Origin of the sequence: Arthrobacter oryzae (assembly GCF_030718995.1) — a bacterium.
Lineage (GTDB): Bacteria > Actinomycetota > Actinomycetes > Actinomycetales > Micrococcaceae > Arthrobacter > Arthrobacter oryzae_C.
The window spans coordinates 895,584-914,847 of the sequence record NZ_CP132204.1; the positions used below are offsets into that span (position 1 = coordinate 895,584).

Below are 19,264 nucleotides of genomic sequence, written 5' to 3' on the forward strand. Positions count from 1 at the left end.
AAAGGACCCGGACAATGGCTCTCTCAGTCACAGACCCGCAGCCGATTGCACGAGCAGAGGAAATCCTCACCCCGAAGGCCCTGGCCTTCGTGGAGGAGCTCCACAAGCGGTTTGCGGGCACCCGCGCCGAACTCCTCAAAGCCCGCGTGGCCAAGCGCGAGCAGGTGGCACGGACCGGAAAGCTCGATTTCCTGCCCGAAACCAAGGATGTCCGCGAGGGCGACTGGAAGGTTGCGCCGGCGCCTGCCGCGCTGCAGGACCGCCGGGTGGAAATGACCGGTCCGGCCTCGCCGGCCAAGATGGCCATCAACGCGCTCAACTCGGGCGCCAAGGTGTGGCTGGCGGACCTTGAGGACGCCAGCACGCCCACCTGGGCCAACGTCATCGACGCGATCCTGAACCTGCGCGACGCGGCCACCGGAACCCTGAGCTTCACCTCCCCGGAGGGCAAGGAATACCGGCTCCGCACGGATGCCCCGCTCGCCGTCGTGGTGGCCCGTCCCCGCGGCTGGCACATGGACGAACGCCACCTCCTGCTCGACGGCGAACACACCGTCGGTGCGCTGGTGGACTTCGGCCTGCACTTCTTCCACACCGCCAAGCAGCTCGTCCTCAACGGCCACGGCCCGTACTACTACCTGCCCAAGATGGAGAGCCACCTGGAGGCCCGCCTCTGGAACGACGTGTTCACCTTCGCCCAGGATTTCCTGGGCATCCCGCAGGGCACCATCAAGGCCACGGTGCTCATTGAGACCATCCCCGCGGCGTTCGAGATGGACGAGATCCTCTACGAGCTCCGCGACCACGCGGCCGGACTGAACGCCGGGCGCTGGGACTACCTGTTCAGCATCATCAAGTACTTCCGCGACGCGGGCGCCGACTTTGTGCTGCCGGACCGCGCCACCGTAGCCATGACTGCACCGTTCATGCGCGCCTACACCGAGTTGCTCGTCAAGACCTGCCACCACCGCGGCGCTTTTGCCATGGGCGGCATGGCTGCCGTGATCCCCAACCGCAAGCAGCCCGAGGTCACCGCCCAGGCCTTCGAGAAAGTCCGGGCGGACAAGACGCGTGAAGCGAACGACGGCTTCGACGGTTCGTGGGTGGCCCACCCGGACCTGGTGCCGGTGTGCCAGGAAGTGTTTGATTCCGTCCTGGGCGAGCGGCCCAACCAGCTGGACAAGCAGCGTCCCGAGGTCAGCGTCACGGCGGACCAGCTGCTGGACATCGCCTCGGCCGACGGCACGGTCACGGAGGCCGGGCTGCGCCTGAACCTCTATGTTGCGGTCGCCTACACGGCCGTGTGGATTTCCGGCAACGGCGCGGTGGCCATCCACAACCTGATGGAGGACGCCGCGACGGCCGAGATCTCGCGTTCGCAGGTCTGGCAGCAGATCCGCAACAAGGTGGTCCTGGCCGACACCGGCAACACGGTGACGCGTGAACTGGTCAGCACCATCCTCGCCGAGGAAACGGAAAAGCTCCGCGGCGAAGTGGGCGAGGAAGCCTTCGCCAAGTACTACAAGCCGGCAAGCGAGCTGATCGGGGACATCTGCCTTTCCGAGGACTACACCGACTTCCTCACCACTCCGGCCTACGAACTGGTGGGCTGAGGCATGGCGGTACCCTCCGGTTCCCTCAGCGCAGCGGACCTCGCCCGGATCGACCGCCAGCTGGCCGCCACGGACCAGCTCCTGGAGCGCAACTACCCGGGCGATGACGGCACCCGCCAGCCAGTGCATACCGTGTATGTACCCGCTGACCGCTTCACGCCGTCGTTCTCTGCCGAGTGGGGCGCGCAGGCGCTGGCGACGGCGGACGCCCACGGCGGACTGGCCCGGCTGGGCCACCTGCTGGGCCAGGACGCCGAACTGGCCGAGGCCGTGGCTGTACGGGTCCACGCGAAGCTGGAAAGCGAACCGATCGAGGACCTGCGCCTGGACTTCGAGGACGGGTTCGGGGACAGGGGCGACGACGCCGAGGACGCCGCCGCTGTCGCTGCGGCTTCCGCCGTGGCTGCCGCAGTCGCGGCCGGCAGCGCTCCGCCGTTCATCGGCATCCGCTTCAAGTGCTTTGAGGCGGCCACGCGTGCCCGCGGCCTGCGCACCCTGGACCTGTTCGTCTCCGGCCTGGCCGCGGCGGGCGAACTCCCGAAGGGCCTGATCCTCACCCTGCCCAAGGTCACCACCGTGGCGCAGGTGCAGGCCATGGACTTTGCCGTCTCCCGCCTGGAGGAAGCGCACTCGCTGCCCGCCGGCCGGCTGCGGTTCGAGGTGCAGGTGGAGACGCCGCAGCTTATCCTCGGCCCGGAGGGAACGTCCCCGGTGGCACAGCTGCCGCACGCCGTGCCCGGCCGGATCAGCGGTTTGCACTACGGAACGTACGACTACTCCGGCTCGCTGCAGATCTCGGCGGAGTACCAGTCCATGGAGCACCCGGTGGCGGACTTCGCCAAGGAAGTCATGCAGCTGGCAGTGGCCGGAACCGGCATCCGGCTTTCGGACGGCTCCACGAACATCATCCCGGTGGGCGACAACGTGGAAGACGCCTGGCGCCTGCACGGACGGCTGGTGCGGCGCTCCCTGGAGCGCGGCTACTACCAGGGCTGGGACCTGCACCCGGCCCAGCTGCCCAGCCGGTTCTCAGCCACGTACGCGTTCTACCGCCAGGGGCTCCCGGCCGCCGCGGCACGGCTTCGCAATTACGTGGAACGCACCGGGGGCGGGGTCATGGACGAGCCCGCCACGGCGCGAGCGCTGGCCGCGTTCGTACTGCGCGGCGTCCAGTGCGGAGCCGTCGGCGCCGAAGACGTCCAGGCGCTTGCCGGCGTCGGAATCCCCCAACTGACCGGACTGGCCCACCCGCGGCTGGCCCACTCCACTTCGAAGTAAGGATCCCATGATGGGCAAGTACTACTACCCCCAGGGCGGCCTGCCGCCGCAGACCCAGCTCACCACGGAACGGGCCATCGTCACAGAGGCCTACACCGTGATCCCCAAGGGCGTCATGACCGACATCGTGACCAGCAACCTGCCGGGATTCTCCAACACACGCTCCTGGATCATAGCCCGGCCGATTTCCGGCTTCGCCACCACGTTCTCGCAGCTGATCGTTGAGATCGGCCCGGGCGGCGGGGCGCCCAAAGCAGAATTCGAGGCCGGTGTTGAAGGCGTCGTCTTCGTCACCACGGGCAAGGTCAACCTGACCCTGGACGGCGAGCTGCACCACCTTGAGGAAGGCGGCTACGCGTACCTTGCTGCCGGATCAGAGTGGGGCCTGGAGAACGTCTCGGACGACATCGTCTCCTTCCACTGGATCCGCAAGGCGTACGAGCGGCTCGAGGGCTTCGAGGCGAAGTCGTTCGTCACCAACGAGAAGGACGTGGAGCCGACCTCCATGCCGGACACCGACGGCGCCTGGAAGACCACCCGTTTCACGGACTCCAGCGACCTGGCACACGACATGCAGGTCAATATCGTCACCTTCCAGCCTGGCGGCGTGATCCCCTTTCCGGAGACCCACGTCATGGAACACGGCCTCTACGTGCTCGAGGGCAAGGCCATGTACCTGCTCAACAATGACTGGGTGGAGGTGGAGGCCGGGGACTTCATGTGGCTGCGCGCTTTCTGCCCGCAGGCCTGCTACGCGGGCGGCCCGGGTGAGTTCCGCTACCTGTTGTACAAGGACATGAACCGCCAGGTGCGGCTCACCTAACGCCACCGCTGTCCCCGCCGAGATCGCCGGAAGCCTGCCAATTCGCCGCTGACTTCCGGCGATTTCGCACGTTTCCGGCGATTTCGGCGGTATCCGCCGGCTATTGACTGGACCGCGGGCCCTGAGGAACATGAGTTTCGTGGCCATGGTTCGCGCACTGCCGTTCAGGACGGCCGCTGCGGCAACCGCCGTCGTGCTGGCCGCCGTACTGAGCGGCTGCACTGCGGCGCCGGAGCAGCCCTCCTCCATGGCGCGGCTGGCGGCCGCGCTGGAAGAGTTTGGCAATGGAATGCTCGACGACGGCGCACCGGCCGTCCTGATGCAGGCCAAAGTACGGGGTGAAGAATGGTCCCGCGCTTCCGGTGTCAGGAGCCTGGAGGGCACGGAGCCGGTGGAGATCGGTGATTCCGTGCATGTTGCCAGCGTGACCAAATCATTCGTCGCTGTGTCTGTCCTCAAACTGGCCGCCGAAGGCAAACTGGGACTCGAGGACCCCGTCAGCAAGCATTTGCCGGAATTTGAGGACATCATGCACCCGCCCGGGCCGGTCACGATCCGGCGGCTGCTGCAGCACGAGTCAGGAATGCCGGATTACGTCATCCCGCTCCTTCAGCAGGGCAGCCTCCCTGAGGTGCTGTCGACGGGCCGGACCCACCGGGAACTCCTGGCCCTGGCCGCAACCCGGCGCTGGGAAGGGAGGCTGGCCCAGGGTTTTGAATACTCGAACTCGAACTACATCGCGTTGGGCATGATCGTGGAAAGGCTGCGGGGGCGGCCTATCGGCGAGGTGCTGCGGACTGAGGTGGTTGAGCCGCTCGGCCTCAGAGCCACCCGGATGACCGGGCCCGGCCAGGCTCCTCCCGGGCTGGTCCACGGCTATGTCACCAGCTTCGGCGAGCGCCTGGACGTCAGCTACCCTGCGCTTCATTCAGGTGACCCCGCCGGCGGGCTGGTATCCAGCGTCGGCGACTTGAACACGTTCTTCGCCGGACTGCTCCAAGACCGGCTGATCCCCCGTCCCATGGTCACGGAGATGCAGGCCCCGCTTTACGCCCGCTATGGCCTGGGCATCCAGCGCTGGAACGATACCTGCACCAACAACTTCTACTACGGCCACGCCGGTGACACCGCCGGCTACGGAACCCTGTCGATGTCCAGTGCGGACGGAACCCGGCAGGCATCAGTTGCCCTTGCCTACCCGCCGCAGCCCTTCAGCTTCACCGGCAACGGCATCGTGGAAGAACTCATCGACGTCGTCGAGGAAGCCCTCAACTCAAGCTGCTAAGCACACTGAGTAAATTCCTTGCATGCGGGCATCGTGGACCTTAGCGTTGAAGCATCCGAGCATCGAGGAAAGGCAACGACATGACGCTGTATCAACCAGAGCCGGTGGAAATCTCAACACGCATGCGCCCCGGCGAGTGGACGGAATCCAGCCTTGAAGAGCTGGTCACCTCCTATCGGGCCAAGCTGATGGAAATGGGAGCGGGGCCCGCCGACGTCATCACCGAAGTTGAGCGGGACGACGACGGATCAGTCAGCGTCGCGGTGTCCTGGAACAAGGGCGCCATCGCGGACGCCTGAAATTTCCCGAGCCGTCAGGAGCTTCTGGCGAGCCTGCCGATCGCGCTGTCCCGCAGGTTCGCCAGGAGCTCCCTGGGGTTTCCGTAGGTTTCCACCGCACCGGCCGCCAACAGCTCAGCGGCCGAGGTGCCGCCGCACGTGAGGCCAATGGTGGGAATGCCAAGTCCCCCGGCAGCATAGACATCCCAGACAGCGTCGCCTACATAGACCACGTCTTCCGGCCGCAGCCCGACAGCGTCCAGGGCGGCCTGCAGGATGTCCGGCGCCGGCTTTCCCGCCTTGGCGTCGTGGGCGCTCGTGGCGGCATGGATAAAGGCGTCGGCCCGCAATGTCGAACGCAGCACGTCAAGGTCCTGCTTCCGGGCAGACGAGGCAAGCGCTACGGCAAAGCCGCTTTCATAGCACTGGGCCAGCAGGTCCCTGGCTCCGTCAAGCGGACGGAGCGCGGGCCAGAAAGTGGCAAAGACAGCGCCGTGGGATGACTTGATGGTGGCGTCGCCCGATTTGTCCCGGCCTGGCGGCAGCAGGTGGTCCAGCAGTTCGGTGCCGCCCATGCCCACAGAACGATGGATGGCCGCCATCGGAATGTCCAGCCCCGCCTCCCGGAACGCCTGCCACCAGGCGAGGGTGTGCAGGTAACAGGAATCGACCAGGGTCCCGTCGACGTCGAAGAGCACGCCGCGTTTCCGGCCGCCCGGCCCGTTAGGAGACACGGCTGGCCGGGCGCTCAGTAATGTGTGCGCGCACGTTTGAGTCCGGTGGCTCCGGTGGGCCTCCCGGACCCCAGGACGCCGATGTTCTTAGGCGCCTTGACGTGCTGCCGCACAGGCGGCTGCTTCAAGGGCTCGGAATCCTGGCTTTCACTGAGGTCACGGATCAGCCCGGTGCCCGCAATTTCCCTTGCCTTGGTCACGCCCGCTGCCGCGGCACGCTTCGTCGGGAAAGTCACTGAAATGGCCATCAGGTTTCCGTTTCCATCGATGAGCTTGACGCGGTAACCGCCGTCGGGCGCATCAACCAGCTCGAAATGTCCAGCCATTGCCAATCCTCCGCTCCAACCCCTATCTGGGGTATTAGTAAGTATACTTACCTGTCCGGTTTACGGAAGCCATGCGGACACTTCGAGTCCATTTACGGCAAGGTGAGGATTTCGGCTCCGACGCTGGTGATGGCGATCGTGTGCTCGCTGTGTGCCGTCCGGCAGCCGGTGGCGCTGCGGAGCGTCCACCCGTCGGCATCAGTGATGAGTTCGGCGGTGTCGGCCATGATCCACGGCTCCAATGCGAGCAACAGGCCAGGGCGCAGTTTGTACCCGCGGCCGGGCCGTCCGGTGTTCGGGACGTGCGGGTCCTGGTGCATCGTGGATCCGATGCCATGGCCTCCGAACTCCGTGTTGATCGGGTACCCCGCCTCGCTGAGGACCGCGCCGATGGCATGGGAGATGTCGCCAATGCGGGCTCCGGGTCCGGCAGCAGCTATCCCTGCGCTCAAGGCGCGCTCGGTGGCACTGATCATCGCCACGCTCTCCGCGGGCCTGGCGTCGCCCACAATGAAGCTGATGGCGGAGTCGGCGGCAACCCCGTCTTTGGAAACGGCGAGGTCGAGCGTCAGCAGATCGCCGTCGGCCAGCGTGTAGTTGTGCGGCAGTCCGTGCAGCACGGCATCGTTGACGCCCGTGCAGATGTAGTGGCCGAACGGCCCGCGCCCGAAGGACGGCGCGTAGTCCACGTAGCAGGACTGCGCCCCGGCGTCGAGGATCATGGCCCGTGCCCAGCTGTCGATGTCCAGGAGGTTGGTGCCCACCGCGCAGCGGCTCTTCAGCGCCTGCAGGATGTCAGCGACCAGGGCGCCTGACTCCCTTGCTCGGGCCAGTTCGGTCGGGTTCAGGATCTCGATCATGCGGCGCCTCTCTCACGCAACCAATAACTATCCCGGCCATATTATCCCGGTATTAGTATTGGAGCCATGGTCAGGTTGCCACTCACGTCCGAAGAGGTCGAGCGCGGACAGCGCCTCGGCGCCCTGCTGCGCCGCGCCAGGGGCGGGCGCTCCATGCTGGAGACCGCACTCGAGGCACACGTCTCGCCGGAGACCCTCCGGAAGATCGAGTCGGGCAGGGTCGCTACGCCTGCCTTCCCCACCATCGCGGCGATCGCCGAGGTCCTGGGCCTCTCCCTCGATGCCGTGTGGAGCGAGATCAACCGGCCCGAGCGTGGTGCTGGACCGGCCGGCGCCGGTCACACCACCCGTGAGCGGCTGGCCTCGTAAGCCTTAATCCTTAGCTGCGCCATCCTTAGCTGCGCGGGAAGCCTGCTGCCGTCCGGCGGAGAACCTGGCGCTGACGGCCCAGGCCCTCGGCCTCCAGCTCCAGCACATCGCCGTCCTGCAGGTAGGGGAAGCGCCCCGAGAGGGCCACTCCCTCCGGCGTGCCGGTCAGGATGACATCGCCGGCCTCCAGAACCATGAACTGGCTCAGGTGGTGAACCACCGCCGGGACGTCGAAAATAAGGTCCGCAGTGGATGAGTCCTGGCGAAGTTCCCCGTTCACCCAGGTCCGCAGCCGCAGCGCGGAGGGATCCAGGTCAGCGGACGGGACGAACCACGGACCCAGCGGAGTGGAGGCGGGAAGCGACTTTCCCTTGACCCACTGGCCCGCCGCGCCGGGCAGCTGGTAGTCGCGCTCCGACAGGTCGTTGGCCAGCACATAGCCGGCAACATAGTCGGCGGCTTCGTCGGCCGACGCCAGGTAGGAGGCGCGCCGTCCGATCACCACGGCCAGCTCAACTTCCCAGTCGTACTTGGCGGACGACGGCGGAAGTGGTGCCTCGTCGAACGGCCCCGCCACCGTGTTTGTTGGCTTCAGGAACACCACCGGAACCTCCGGGATGGCAGCCCCCGACTCCGCGGCATGGCCGGCGTAGTTCAGGCCGATTCCCACGACGGCACCCGGGCGCGCCAGCGGGGTACCGACGCGCAGCGCGACGGCGTCGGGGATCTCGGCCAGGTTCCCGGCCGCGAGGGCATCGCGGACGCGGGCGACGCCGCCGCCTTCAAGGAAGGCTCCGTCGATGTCCGCCGTCAGGCCGGCGAGGGAATACCACTTCCCGTTGGACTCAGGCCCGCCGGGCTGAACGGCCGGCTGTTCCCTGCCTGGATCTCCGAGACGCGCAAATTTCACCGGTCCACACTCCTTCGTGCCTGCTCCAATAGGTTTCGTGACCATGGAACCACGCAGCAGGCTCCCGACCCCAGCTGAACAAAATGTGACCGCCGGGGACTGCCGCTAGTGCCCGTGCACGGGGGTGTCGCTGCGCTGCACACTGTCCTCGTGGAGTTCCATGGCACTCATGACCAGTGCGAAGTGGCTGAATGCCTGCGGGGTGTTTCCCAGCTGCCGGCCCGTCTCCACGCCCCATTCCTCGCTGAGGAGGCCCACATCGTTGCGCAGCGTCAGCAACCTTTCGAAGAGCTCCTTGGCTTCCCTGCGCCGTCCCACGCCGATGAGCGCTTCCACCAGCCAGAAGGAGCAGGCCAGGAAGACGCCCTCATCGCCGGGCAGCCCGTCGTCGGCCTCCGCCGGGCGGTAGCGGAGCACGAACCCGTCGCGGGTGAGTTCGCGCTGAACGGCGTCGATGGTGCCCACCACCCTGGGGTCATCCGGCGTCAGGAACCCGACACGGGGAATAAGCAGCAGGCTGGCGTCCAGCTCCGGGCGTCCGTAGGACTGGACGAAAGTGTTGCGCTCGGCGTCGAAGCCGTTGGCCATCACCTCCGCATGGATGGTGTCCCGCAATGCTTCCCAGCGGTCGGCCGGACCCACCAGTCCGAAGTCCCGCACGCCCTTGACCATCCGGTCCGCAGCGACCCAGGCCATCACCTTTGAGTGCGTGAAATGCCGCTGCGGGCCGCGCATTTCCCAAAGGCCGTTGTCCGGCCGCTGCCAGGCGCCTTCAAGGTGTTCCATCAGGGCAACCTGGACGTCCCAGGCTTCCTCACTGTGCTCCAGCTGGGAATGGCGGGTGAGGGCCAGGCAGTCCAGCACTTCACCCCACACGTCCAGCTGGAGCTGACCCGCAGCTCCGTTTCCGATCCGGACGGGCGCGGACTTCTCGTAGCCTTCCAGCCACGGCAGCTCCATCTCCGGCAGCCGGCGCTCCCCGTGGATGCCGTACATGATCTGCAGGTCAGCCGGGTCTCCGGCCACCGCCCGCAGCAGCCAGTCACGCCAGGATGCTGCTTCCTCGGTATAGCCGGCGCCCAGCAGCGCCTGGAGCGTGAGCGTGGCATCCCGCAGCCAGCAGTACCGGTAGTCCCAGTTGCGCGGCCCGCCCAGCTGTTCCGGCAAGGACGTGGTCACCGCGGCCACGATGCCTCCCGTGGGGGCATAGGTCAGCGCCTTCAGCGTGATCAGCGAGCGCTGGATGGCGTCCCGGTACGGGCCGGTGATTTTGCACCTGGCGGACCATTCACGCCAGAACGACTCCGTGGAAACCAGGACCGCCTCCGGATCAATGGACCGGGGGCGGGGCACGTGGCTCGGTGTCCAGGTCAGCACAAAGGGGACCCGCTCGCCTGCGCGGACGGTGAAGTCGCTGACGGTCCGCAGGCGTTCGCCGCGCAGCGGGGCTTCCGTGACCAGGTAGGCGGCATCCGGGCCGGCGATGGCGTGGATGCCATGGTCATCGTGGCGGACCCACGGCACGACGTGGCCGTAATCGAACCTCAGCGCCAGGTCGCCGCGCATCCGGACGGAGCCGCGGACGCCCACCACGATCCGCACAATGTCCGCCGTACTGTCACGCGGGGGCATGAAGTCGATGACTTTCACCTTGCCGGTTGAGGTTTCCCATTCGGTTTCCAGGATGAGGGTCTGTTTGCGGTAATGACGCCGTGTGCACTCCCCGGCACCGGCGGGTGCCAGCAGCCACCGCCCTGCCCTGGGGGTGTCCAGCAGCGCGTTGAAGCAGGCCGGGGAGTCAAACCGCGGCAGGCACAGCCAGTCAATGGAGCCCTCGGTGCTGATGAGGGCTGCTGTCTGCAGGTCGCCTACTACGGCGTAGTCCTCTATGCGTGCCATGGACCTTACAGTGCCACAACCGGTCCGGGCCGACTACTATCCAAGGCATGCTGCAACGGAACTTCGGAGAATCTGCCCTGACCGTATCCGCGCTTGGGTTCGGTGCGGGCCATATCGGCTACGACGACGTCAGTGAGCAGGAGGCCCACGGGCTCCTGGACCGGGCACTGGATCTGGGCATCACCTTCATCGACACTGCCCGGGGCTACGGACTCTCCGAGGAACGGATCGGCACCTGGCTATCCGGCCTTGGTGGACAACGCGACGCCGTCGTGTTGTCCACGAAGGTGGGGTACGACGTCGACGGCGCGGAGGACTGGAGCGCTGCCGCGGTGACCGGAGGCGTCGACGAGGCCTTGCGCAAGCTGGGCACCGACGTGATCGACGTGGTGTTCCTGCATTCGTGCCCGCTCACCGTCCTGCAGCAGGGCGATGCGGTGGAGGCGCTGCTCCGGTGCGCGGAGGCCGGAAAGGTCCGGGTGCCGGGCTACAGCGGCGAGAACGACGCCCTCGCGTGGGCCGGGAACGCCGGCGTGTTCGGCGCCCTGCAGTCTTCCGTGAACGTCGCGGACCAGCGCTCGCGGAGTGGCGTCCTGCCCGCCGCCGGCCGGCAGGGGCTGGGGGTGGTGGCCAAGCGGCCGCTTGCCAACGCCCCCTGGCGCCACGCCGAACGCCCAGTGGGGGTGTACGGCGAAACCTACTGGGACAGGCTCCGCCGGATGGGCATCGAGCCGGAAACCGATGACTGGCAGGGCACCGCCCTGCGTTTTTCAGCCTTCAGCCCGGGGGTGAGCACGGCGATCGTGGGCACTTCCAAGGTGAGCAACCTGGAGGCCGCGGCGGCCGCCGTCGGACGCGGCCCCCTGCCCGACAGCGAGCGGCGGCGGTGGGAGGATGCGTTCGCACCCTATGCGGCCGACTGGGCCGGCGAAGTCTGAGCCGGCCGGCTGAGCAGCGTCCAGGCACACTATGGGGATCCACATCGGCACTTCCGGCTGGAGCTATGACCACTGGGAGAACGTGCTGTATCCGCCGGGGCTTCCGGCCCGCGACCGGCTTGCCTACTACGTGGCGCGCTTCGGCACGGTGGAGCTGAATGCAAGCTTCTACCGCTGGCCGCGGGAATCATCCTTCGCCAGCTGGCGGCGGCGCCTGCCCGAGGGCTTCGTGATGTCGGTGAAGGCCCCGCGCGGACTGACCCATGCGAAGAAGCTTTACAGCCCCGAAGTCTGGGTGGAGCGGATCATCAGGTGCTGGCATGAGCTGGGTGACAAGAGGGCGGTGTTGCTGGTCCAGCTCCCGCCGGGGTTCGGCCGCGACGATGCCCGCCTTGGCTATTTCCTCGCGGCGCTGCCGTGGTGGGTGCGGGTGGCGGTGGAGTTCCGGCACCCCAGCTGGGACCACCCCGACGTGTATGCGCTGCTGGAGCGCCACGGGGCCGCGTACTGCATCATGAGCGGCGCCAACCTGCCCTGCATCCTTCGGGCCACGGCGCCTTTTGTGTATGTCCGCCTGCACGGACCGGACCACGACTACCTTTACGGGGGCTCGTATTCGGAGGATGACCTTCGCTGGTGGGCTGACCGCATCCGCGAGTGGCAGGGCCAGGGCAAGGACGTGTTCGTGTATTTCAATAACGACGGCGGCGGCAACGCCGTGCGGAACGCCGAGACCCTACGGTGGCTGCTGGGGGACGGCTAAGTCCTTGTTACGGCCCGGCGCCTTAGTGGCACCGCACCGGCGCCGACGTGCCGCGTTGTGGCAGAGTGGAGGCATGAAATCGGCGCCGCAGGAATCATCGTTGTCCGGAAACCACGCTTTCCGGGCGGCACACAAGCTCTCGGACACGGTCAACAGCGTCCGCATCAAGCTGGCTCGGCGCTGGAATTTTGTTCCGCAGACCGTCGCCTACCAGGGGTACGGCTCCACATCGTGGGTGCGGGTCCTCGGCCGGGTGGTCCTGACCACCAAGCCGATGCCAGGCAGCCGGGCCGAGCACGCCGCGAAGAACGGCAACCAGAACATCCGCGGCTGGCGGGCGTTTACCAGCGTGCCCCTGCAGTTCACCGACGTGGAAATCGACATCGAGGGCGTGACCAGGCGCGTCAAGGCGGACCGCGGCGGTCTGATTGACACCGTGGTGGACGTTGAGCTCTCCCCCGGCTGGCACACTGCCACCCTGCGGGCCGAGGGAACCGAGCCCGTGAAGGCCAACATCATTGTCATCGGCCCCGACACCAAGTTCGGCATCGTGTCGGACATCGATGACACCGTGATGGTCACCGCGCTCCCCCGGCCGTTCCTTGCCCTGTGGAACACCTTCGTGCTGAGTGAGCGGGCGCGCATGGCCACGCCGGGCATGCCGGTGCTCATGGACCGGCTGGTGGTGGAACACCCCGATGCCCCGGTGATCTATCTGTCCACCGGCCCCTGGAACGCAGCCCCCACGCTGGCACGGTTCCTGACCCGGAACATGTACCCGGCCGGGCCCCTCCTCCTGACGGACTGGGGGCTGACCCAGGACCGCTGGTTCCGCAGCGGCCAGGAGCACAAGAACGGAAACCTGGAACGGCTCGCGCAGGAATTCCCGGACATGAGGTGGCTGTTGATCGGCGACAACGGCCAGCATGACGAACAAATCTACTCGAAGTTCGCCAAGGAACACGGCGACCGCGTAGCGGCCATCGCCATCCGCCAGCTCTCCGTGAGCGAGTCCGTGCTGGCCGGCGGTCACTCCGAGAACGGGGACCACACCGGCTCCACGGTTCCGTGGATCTACTCCCCCGACGGCGCAGGCATCACCAAGGGCCTCGCCGACCTCAAGATCGTCTGAGCCAAGAACCCGGAAAGGCCGGCCCCTTCGGGCCGGCCTTTCCGGGTGGGTCTAATCTTGTCGCATCGGATCCTGCTGCGTCAGATCTTGCTGCGTCAGGCCACCGGTTCCGGTTCGCCGGCCGCACTGGTGTCAACGGCCGCCGCGGCAGCGTCCTTGCGGGCTTCCTGCAGCTCCTGGAGCCAGTAGTAGGACGCCTTGGGTGTCCTGGTGAGCGTCTCGAAGTCAACATGCACGAGGCCGAAGGGCTGCTTGTAGCCCGCGGACCATTCGAAGTTGTCGAGCAGTGACCAGACGTAATAGCCGCGCAGATCAATGGACTCCGCGGGCCCTCCGGGGCTGGTGGCCTCCACTGCACTGGAGATGTGCTCGGCAAGATAGCGCAGGCGGCGCTCGTCCGGAATGATGATCCGGTCCCGTGCCTTGTCCCGGACCACCAGGTCCTCAAAGCTCGCCCCGCCCTCCGTGATGAAGACCGGAGGCAGGTGGGGATAGCGTTCGGCCATTTCCGCCAGCGCCACGGGCAGGTAGTCGGGCCTGACCGGCCAGCCGTAGGCCGTGGTTTCGGCGTCGGGAAACTCGGTGATGTGGAAGGGCGCACCGGGAGCGCTGCCGCTGAGGTCATCCCCCATGGCCTCCGCCATCCCGGCGGGAACGGCACCTTCGCCGGGGCCGGCAGCCACCCGCGTGGGCATGTAGTAGTTGAGCCCGTAGAAGTCCAGCGGCTGCGAGATCAGCTGCAGGTCCTCCTCGGAGGGGCTGAACGAGCTGAAGAAGGTGGCGGCCCGGATGAGGTCCGGGTATTTTCCGAGCAGCACGGGATCCGCGTACAGCCTGTTCTGGAAAACATCCATCAGTGACGAGCTCAGCTTGTCCAGCGGGTTGATCGAGGCCGGAATCATGGGCGAGTAGACGTTGGTGATGCCGATTTCGCCGGGGACGTTTGCTGCACGGAGTGCCTGCATTGCCAGTCCGTGTCCAAGGAGCTGGTGGTGCACTGTGGGCAGCGCGTTGAGCAACTGTGACTCGCCCGGCGCATGCAGGCCCAGGGCGTAGCCGTTGGTGGTCACGGTGGCAGGTTCGTTGACAGTCACCCACCGGGCCACGCGGTCGCCGAAGGCCGCGGCCGCAATGGAGGCAAACTCGCCGAGCCGGTACGCCGTGTCCCGGTTCATCCAGCCGCCGGCCTCGTCGAGCGCCAGCGGGGTGTCCCAGTGGTAAAGGGTGACCATCGGTGAGATGCCGCTGGCCAGCAGCTGGTCCAGCAGGCGGTCGTAGAAGTCCAGGCCCTTGGGATTGACCGGACCGCTGCCGCCGGGCTGGATGCGGGACCAGGACAGCGAGAACCGGTAGGAGTCGATTCCCAGGTCCTTCATCAACGCAACGTCTTCGGGCATGCGGTGGTAGTGGTCGCAGGCCGTAACGGGGCTGTGGTCGTCCACGATCGCGCCGGGTTTCCGGGCAAAGACGTCCCAGCCGGACGGCCCGCGTCCGTCTTCGTCGAGGGCGCCCTCGATCTGGAAGGCCGCGGTGGCAACGCCCATGGTGAACGACGGCGGGATCGTGGCAGCCACATCTTTGGCGGAGAATTTCATCTGCTGGATCCCTTATGTGGTTTCGGATGGTGGACTGATTTTAGTGCACCGCAGCGTCGGAGCCGAAGAGGAACTCCTTGGCGTGTGCCAGTGCTTTCTTGAAGGCATCGTTGCGGAGCGTGATCAGGTGCTCCGTGTCATCCGCTGCGGGTTCAAGGTAGCCCGTGAAGCCCGGGCGCAGCACCCAGATGTCACCGCCCGGCGGCAGATAAAAGACCCCAAAGGACCGGTGCTGGCTGTCTTCCGGGGTCCAGATAGGGACCACCGCCAGTGCCGCGCCCGTTTCCGGATGGATCCATTGTGCCCGCGGCAGGGGCTCCTCATGGGCCTCCGGATCCAGGAACGGGGCTGTGCCCAGACCCCACCGTTTCTCGAAGCGTTCGTGGAACGCCGGAATCAGATGGGAATCATAGCGGCGCCAGGCGCTCATCGAATACTCCTTCTTTGGTTATCAGGTACCTCTCGTTATCGCATCCCCGGCCGGGGACCGCGCTCCCAAAAGACGGGTGAGACCCGCAGCAACGGGGGCTCCGAAGGGTGAACCCGGCGGACCGGAACATCCCGGGGCCCTGCGCGGTTGATGCGGGGAACAGACAGTGCGCGGTCGTAGGCAGCACGCGTTTTCGCGTCCCGAAGCACCGCGAAAGCCTCCATGATTCGCAACAGCCCGCCGTCGCCCCTGCCGTCTTCGGTTCCGCCTTCGAGGTCGGGGTGGTGCAGGCGCATCAGCGCCCGGTAGGCACGCGAAATTTCCTGCTTCGTGGCCGTCGGGGCCACGCTGAGAATGCCGTAGTAGTCAGGTAGCTGGTTGCTCATGGCCGCGTCACCTCATGGCCGTGTCACACTGTCCGGTGCGTGGCGGGGCGGCGGCCGGCACCTGCCGGCTGCCGCCCCGGTTCGACTAGGCGCTGATCTCGTGCGCCGTGTCGTGCTTGGTTTCGATTTCGATCTTGCGCGGCTTCGCCTGTTCGGCGACGGGGATACGGAGGGTCAGCACGCCGGCGTCGTACTTTGCCTTGACGTTGTCCGTGTTCAGGGTGTCACCGAGGATCAGCTGGCGGCTGAAGACGCCGCGGGGCCGTTCGGAAACGACCAGTTCCACATTGGGCTGGGTTTGATCGCGCCGTTCAGCCCGCACAGTCAGTACGTTCCGCTCAATATTGAGGTCCACAGAGTCGACGTCGACTCCCGGCAGATCGAATGCGACGACGAACTCCCCGTCCTCCTGCCAGGCATCCATCGGCATGGCCGCAGGCCGGGCGGCGGTGCCAAACACCTGCTGGGTCAACCTGTCCAGTTCACGGAACGGGTCCGTACGCATCAACATCATTTCCCACTCCTTCAGCTTGTGGTTGTTCCATTTTTTCCGTGCCCGCCTCGGCTATCTGTATTGGCGGGTATAGATTTTTTATAGCACCGGTGAGAGACTGTTGCAAGACGCTTTTCAGGAAAATTTTGGGAGGACCATGGCAGCGCGCAGTTCGGAGACAGGCCTGTACGCGATCTCCGTGGTGGCCCATCTGGTGGGCACCGGCCAACAGAACATCAGGCTTTACGAACGGAAAGGCCTGCTCACTCCGGACCGCACCTCCGGAGGGACGCGGCAGTACAGCGATGCGGATCTCGCCGTGCTGAAACGCATCGGCGAACTGCTGGACGAAGGGCTCAACCTCGCCGGAGTGGCGAAGGTGCTGGAGCTTGAAGCGGCCAATGCCAAGCTCAGGATCGAACTCAAAAAGGCACGCTCACGTCCGCAGGGCTGACGCGGGATTCAAGGCCGGCCGCCGGCAATGAGGTACGACTCCTCAAGGAGTTCCGCCAACTCCTGCACGTCGATCCTGTCCAGCCTGACCAGGACCAGCCGGGGTGAGCGATCGTGGTGCGGAGTCCAGAAATACGTTTCGGGATCGGTCCCGGCCAGCGCTTCCCGTTCCCGCGTCTTGACCGTGAGGACGCCGTCCTCCCAGAGCCTGGCCATCAGTGTCCGCGCGAACCACGCAGGCTGGTTCCAGCTGGGGCGCTCCGTGACCCCCGGAAGTGCAAGGCAGATGCGGCGGACGTCTTCTTCGGTGGCCACCTGTCGCTAGCTTTCGATGGTGTCGGCCTTGGACAGTTCACCGGTGATCTGTTCTCCCGGGATGCGGGCCGTTCGCCACGTGTCCAGCGCGATGACGGCCCCCAGGACCACGAAAGAGATAAACAGTGAGGCCAGCGCGTCACTGACCCAGTGGTAGCCCAGGTAGAGGCGGCTGATGGAGGCAAGGACAATACCGACGGCGGCCCCGGCAAAGCCCAACACAGCGGGCCAGGTGCTCTGGCGCCGTGAGAAAACCAGGAACGCGGTGACCAGCAGGAAATCACAGGCACCCAGCACGTGCCCGGAGGGGAAGGAGAAGGTGACGTCCGGACCAAACAGCATGAGGTCCAAGGGCGGACGCTGGCGCCCTACCGAGCGCCCGATGATCTGGGCCAGCGCAACTCCTGTGAGCATGGCCCCCGCCAGCAGCAGGGGGCGCCACGCGTGCTTGGCTGCGATCCCCCAGGCCACGGTGACCACCAGGATGATGATGGGCAGCGCCACAGGGCCGAACACGATCGCCAGGAAGATCATGACGGCCGTGGCGGGCTCCGAGCGCTGGCTGACCAACCAGGAGCGTGCAGGCTCATCCAGCCCGGTCAGCCCGTCCCTGCCAAGGACGTCCGTCAAGGTCAGCAGGAAGAGCCCGGCACCAAGGACCATCAGGAGCACGGCGATGCGGTAAAGGTTCTTCCGGGAGGCAGCACTCATGTACCGCTCTTCAACCACGAACTTGTCGTGGAAGACCCGCCACCAGTGCGGTGATTTCCGGGTTCGATCGTCAGCCATGTGCCGCTACCGCCTATGCAGTCCAGAAAAAATTGTGTCCGCTGACATTATCCCGGTTCCGCGATTTTGGCTCGCGGCGGCCCCTGGCACTCCGGGCTGCCGGGGTGGGGCGACCCGTCGTACGACGGCGGCAGCGGTAGCCTGACTGCATGGGTGCCATGAATGAGCTGATTGACCGAGCGGCCGTTGACAGGCTGGTGCGCGTTCTGGCGGATGTCGCTCCCGGCGTGGCCTGGACCAGGGTCGCGGGGGCCGGTGCCTCGCTGGACGACCTGAGCCTCCGGGAACGCACCGACCACGTGAGCCGGGGGCTGCTGGCGGATCTCGCCGCTGCCGGTGAAGCGGACTATTCGACGGCGGCACGGACCTTCCGGAGCGCCCTTCGGGACGCTGCCTTCACCGGCTGGACCATTTGGCCGGTCACGGAATCAGCAGTAACGCTCGCCCTCGGTTCGGCCGGATCGGACGATTTTGAAGACTGCCTCCTGCTCCTTGCCGAACTGACTCCGCGGCTGACCGGAGAGTTCGCCATCCGCCGACTGCTGGCCGCCGACCTGGACCGCGCCCTCGCCGTCGTGCTGACCTGGACCGCGCACCCTGACGAGCATGTACGACGCCTCGCCAGCGAGGGGACCCGGCCCTACCTTCCCTGGGCGGTCCGGATTCCGGGCCTGATCCAGCGGCCGGAGGCCACGCTTCCCATCCTCGACGCGCTCTACCGGGATCCGGTGGATTACGTCCGGCGTTCTGTGGCAAACCACCTCAACGACCTGGCACGCCATTCTCCCGAGGCGGTGCTGGCGACGGCCGCGGCCTGGGCCGCCGCACCGGATGCCAACACGTCGTGGGTGCTCCGGCACGGCCTGCGCACCCTGGTCAAAAAAGCCCACCCGGGCGCCCTCGCCCTGCAAGGGTTCGCGCCGGCGTCCCTTGCGGTGACACCGCCCAGGCTGGACCGGGACACCGTGACGCTTCCGGCGGACCTCGGCTTCGAGTTCGAGATTTCCAACACAGGGGCGGGCCCGGCCAGGCTGGCGGTGGACTACGTCGTCCACTACATGAAGGCGAATGGCTCGCAATCGGAGAAGGTCTTCAAGCTGGCGGCATTGACCCTGGACCCCGGCGAAACCCGGACCATGACCAAGCGCCACGCCTTCCGCCAGATGACCACGCGGGTGCACCACCCGGGCAGCCACGCCCTGGAACTGCAGATTAACGGGGTCCGGTACGCACCCACGGAGTTCGTGGTGGAAGTCTAGGGAAGGCCTTCCCGGGATCCCCCGGGCCCGAAACACGCCACAGACCCGGTGTGATTTGCTTCACAGTGCTGGCCCGGATAGCATTTCAGGATTGTTAGCGATCACAGACAAGGACCCGGAATGACCGCCCCCGCCCCCGTTCCTGAACCAGCGGTCGATTGGCAGCAGCTGATTGGCAGCCGGGTTGAACTGCGGCTCGACGGCAGGCTTGTCCGCACCGGCGAGGTGGAGGACGCCACGCACGATTCCGCCGTGATGTGGCTTGCCTTCGACGGCAACCACGGCCGCCAGCTCGTGTCCAAGGCGGACGGCTACGAGGTCCTTCCCGCCGGCTGA

At 66.5% G+C, this 19,264-nt stretch carries 23 protein-coding genes; 12 read left to right on the plus strand and 11 right to left on the minus strand.

All coding sequences use genetic code 11. From position 1 onward, the window contains the following. The first annotated feature begins 14 nt into the window (after positions 1-14). From aceB to Q8Z05_RS04155, 5 genes are all read left to right on the plus strand, one after another. Positions 15-1,613, plus strand: coding sequence for a malate synthase A (gene aceB, locus Q8Z05_RS04135; protein ID WP_305942228.1), 1,599 nt, complete (start codon positions 15-17; stop codon positions 1,611-1,613). Positions 1,614-1,616: 3 nt separating this feature from the next. Next, positions 1,617-2,891 carry a DUF6986 family protein gene (locus tag Q8Z05_RS04140; protein ID WP_305942229.1) on the plus strand — a complete coding sequence of 425 codons (1,275 nt, stop codon included), beginning with the start codon at positions 1,617-1,619 and terminating at the stop codon, positions 2,889-2,891. Positions 2,892-2,901: 10 nt separating this feature from the next. Continuing rightward, entirely contained in the window at positions 2,902-3,714 is an 813-nt protein-coding gene (locus tag Q8Z05_RS04145; protein ID WP_305943477.1) for a bifunctional allantoicase/(S)-ureidoglycine aminohydrolase, read from the plus strand. Between the two features lie 130 nt (positions 3,715-3,844). Further along, the gene (locus Q8Z05_RS04150) at positions 3,845-4,999 is read left to right on the plus strand and encodes a serine hydrolase domain-containing protein (protein WP_305942230.1); all 1,155 of its coding nucleotides are present in this window, start codon (positions 3,845-3,847) and stop codon (positions 4,997-4,999) included. An 80-nt stretch (positions 5,000-5,079) separates the two neighbouring features. Next, entirely contained in the window at positions 5,080-5,298 is a 219-nt protein-coding gene (locus Q8Z05_RS04155) for a hypothetical protein (RefSeq protein WP_028271163.1), read from the plus strand. A 14-nt stretch (positions 5,299-5,312) separates the two neighbouring features. Here the strand turns inward: Q8Z05_RS04155 and Q8Z05_RS04160 are convergent, their stop codons facing one another. From Q8Z05_RS04160 to map, 3 genes are all read right to left on the minus strand, one after another. Further along, entirely contained in the window at positions 5,313-6,011 is a 699-nt protein-coding gene (locus Q8Z05_RS04160; protein WP_305942231.1) for an HAD family hydrolase, read from the minus strand. A 14-nt stretch (positions 6,012-6,025) separates the two neighbouring features. Then, positions 6,026-6,337, minus strand: a complete 312-nt coding sequence (locus tag Q8Z05_RS04165; protein ID WP_305942232.1) for a YegP family protein — start codon at positions 6,335-6,337, stop codon at positions 6,026-6,028. A 92-nt stretch (positions 6,338-6,429) separates the two neighbouring features. Beyond that, a complete protein-coding gene (map, locus tag Q8Z05_RS04170; protein ID WP_305942233.1) occupies positions 6,430-7,197 on the minus strand; it encodes a type I methionyl aminopeptidase in 768 nt (255 codons plus the stop codon). A gap of 66 nt (positions 7,198-7,263) precedes the next feature. Between map and Q8Z05_RS04175 the strand changes: the two genes are divergently transcribed. After that, positions 7,264-7,566, plus strand: a complete 303-nt coding sequence (locus Q8Z05_RS04175; RefSeq protein ID WP_305942234.1) for a helix-turn-helix domain-containing protein — start codon at positions 7,264-7,266, stop codon at positions 7,564-7,566. A gap of 25 nt (positions 7,567-7,591) precedes the next feature. On the opposite strand, the gene Q8Z05_RS04180 is transcribed toward Q8Z05_RS04175, so the two are convergent. Next, a complete protein-coding gene (locus Q8Z05_RS04180) occupies positions 7,592-8,476 on the minus strand; it encodes a fumarylacetoacetate hydrolase family protein (RefSeq protein WP_305942235.1) in 885 nt (294 codons plus the stop codon). Positions 8,477-8,581: 105 nt separating this feature from the next. Continuing rightward, the gene (locus Q8Z05_RS04185; RefSeq protein WP_305942236.1) at positions 8,582-10,375 is read right to left on the minus strand and encodes a glycoside hydrolase family 15 protein; all 1,794 of its coding nucleotides are present in this window, start codon (positions 10,373-10,375) and stop codon (positions 8,582-8,584) included. 47 nt (positions 10,376-10,422) lie between these two features. On the opposite strand from Q8Z05_RS04185, the gene Q8Z05_RS04190 reads away from it, so the two are divergent. The 3 genes from Q8Z05_RS04190 (at position 10,423) to Q8Z05_RS04200 (ending at position 13,208) form a co-directional block, all read left to right on the plus strand. After that, positions 10,423-11,313: an aldo/keto reductase gene (locus Q8Z05_RS04190; protein ID WP_305942237.1), complete on the plus strand. Its 891-nt coding sequence runs from the start codon at positions 10,423-10,425 to the stop codon at positions 11,311-11,313. 31 nt (positions 11,314-11,344) lie between these two features. Continuing rightward, complete coding sequence (locus tag Q8Z05_RS04195; protein WP_305942238.1) at positions 11,345-12,076, plus strand: DUF72 domain-containing protein; 732 nt, start codon at positions 11,345-11,347, stop codon at positions 12,074-12,076. A gap of 73 nt (positions 12,077-12,149) precedes the next feature. Continuing rightward, a complete protein-coding gene (locus Q8Z05_RS04200) occupies positions 12,150-13,208 on the plus strand; it encodes an App1 family protein (RefSeq protein ID WP_305942239.1) in 1,059 nt (352 codons plus the stop codon). Positions 13,209-13,303: 95 nt separating this feature from the next. Here Q8Z05_RS04200 and Q8Z05_RS04205 read toward each other — a convergent pair whose 3' ends face one another. From Q8Z05_RS04205 to Q8Z05_RS04220, 4 genes are all read right to left on the minus strand, one after another. Further along, complete coding sequence (locus Q8Z05_RS04205) at positions 13,304-14,803, minus strand: GH1 family beta-glucosidase (protein ID WP_305942240.1); 1,500 nt, start codon at positions 14,801-14,803, stop codon at positions 13,304-13,306. Positions 14,804-14,843: 40 nt separating this feature from the next. After that, entirely contained in the window at positions 14,844-15,233 is a 390-nt protein-coding gene (locus tag Q8Z05_RS04210; RefSeq protein ID WP_305942241.1) for a hypothetical protein, read from the minus strand. Between the two features lie 35 nt (positions 15,234-15,268). Beyond that, entirely contained in the window at positions 15,269-15,619 is a 351-nt protein-coding gene (locus Q8Z05_RS04215; protein ID WP_305942242.1) for a J domain-containing protein, read from the minus strand. An 85-nt stretch (positions 15,620-15,704) separates the two neighbouring features. Further along, positions 15,705-16,130, minus strand: a complete 426-nt coding sequence (locus tag Q8Z05_RS04220; RefSeq protein WP_305943478.1) for an Hsp20/alpha crystallin family protein — start codon at positions 16,128-16,130, stop codon at positions 15,705-15,707. A 139-nt stretch (positions 16,131-16,269) separates the two neighbouring features. Between Q8Z05_RS04220 and Q8Z05_RS04225 the strand changes: the two genes are divergently transcribed. Next, a complete protein-coding gene (locus tag Q8Z05_RS04225; protein WP_305942243.1) occupies positions 16,270-16,566 on the plus strand; it encodes a MerR family transcriptional regulator in 297 nt (98 codons plus the stop codon). Positions 16,567-16,574: 8 nt separating this feature from the next. Here Q8Z05_RS04225 and Q8Z05_RS04230 read toward each other — a convergent pair whose 3' ends face one another. After that, positions 16,575-16,880 (minus strand): MmcQ/YjbR family DNA-binding protein, encoded by a 306-nt coding sequence (locus Q8Z05_RS04230; protein ID WP_305942244.1) that lies wholly within the window; start codon positions 16,878-16,880, stop codon positions 16,575-16,577. 6 nt (positions 16,881-16,886) lie between these two features. After that, positions 16,887-17,669, minus strand: coding sequence for a phosphatase PAP2 family protein (locus Q8Z05_RS04235; RefSeq protein ID WP_305942245.1), 783 nt, complete (start codon positions 17,667-17,669; stop codon positions 16,887-16,889). Positions 17,670-17,818: 149 nt separating this feature from the next. On the opposite strand from Q8Z05_RS04235, the gene Q8Z05_RS04240 reads away from it, so the two are divergent. Together Q8Z05_RS04240 and Q8Z05_RS04245 are read left to right on the plus strand one after the other, a co-directional pair. Beyond that, a complete protein-coding gene (locus Q8Z05_RS04240) occupies positions 17,819-18,928 on the plus strand; it encodes a DNA alkylation repair protein (protein ID WP_305942246.1) in 1,110 nt (369 codons plus the stop codon). 120 nt (positions 18,929-19,048) lie between these two features. Beyond that, positions 19,049-19,264 (plus strand): hypothetical protein, encoded by a 216-nt coding sequence (locus Q8Z05_RS04245; protein WP_305942247.1) that lies wholly within the window; start codon positions 19,049-19,051, stop codon positions 19,262-19,264.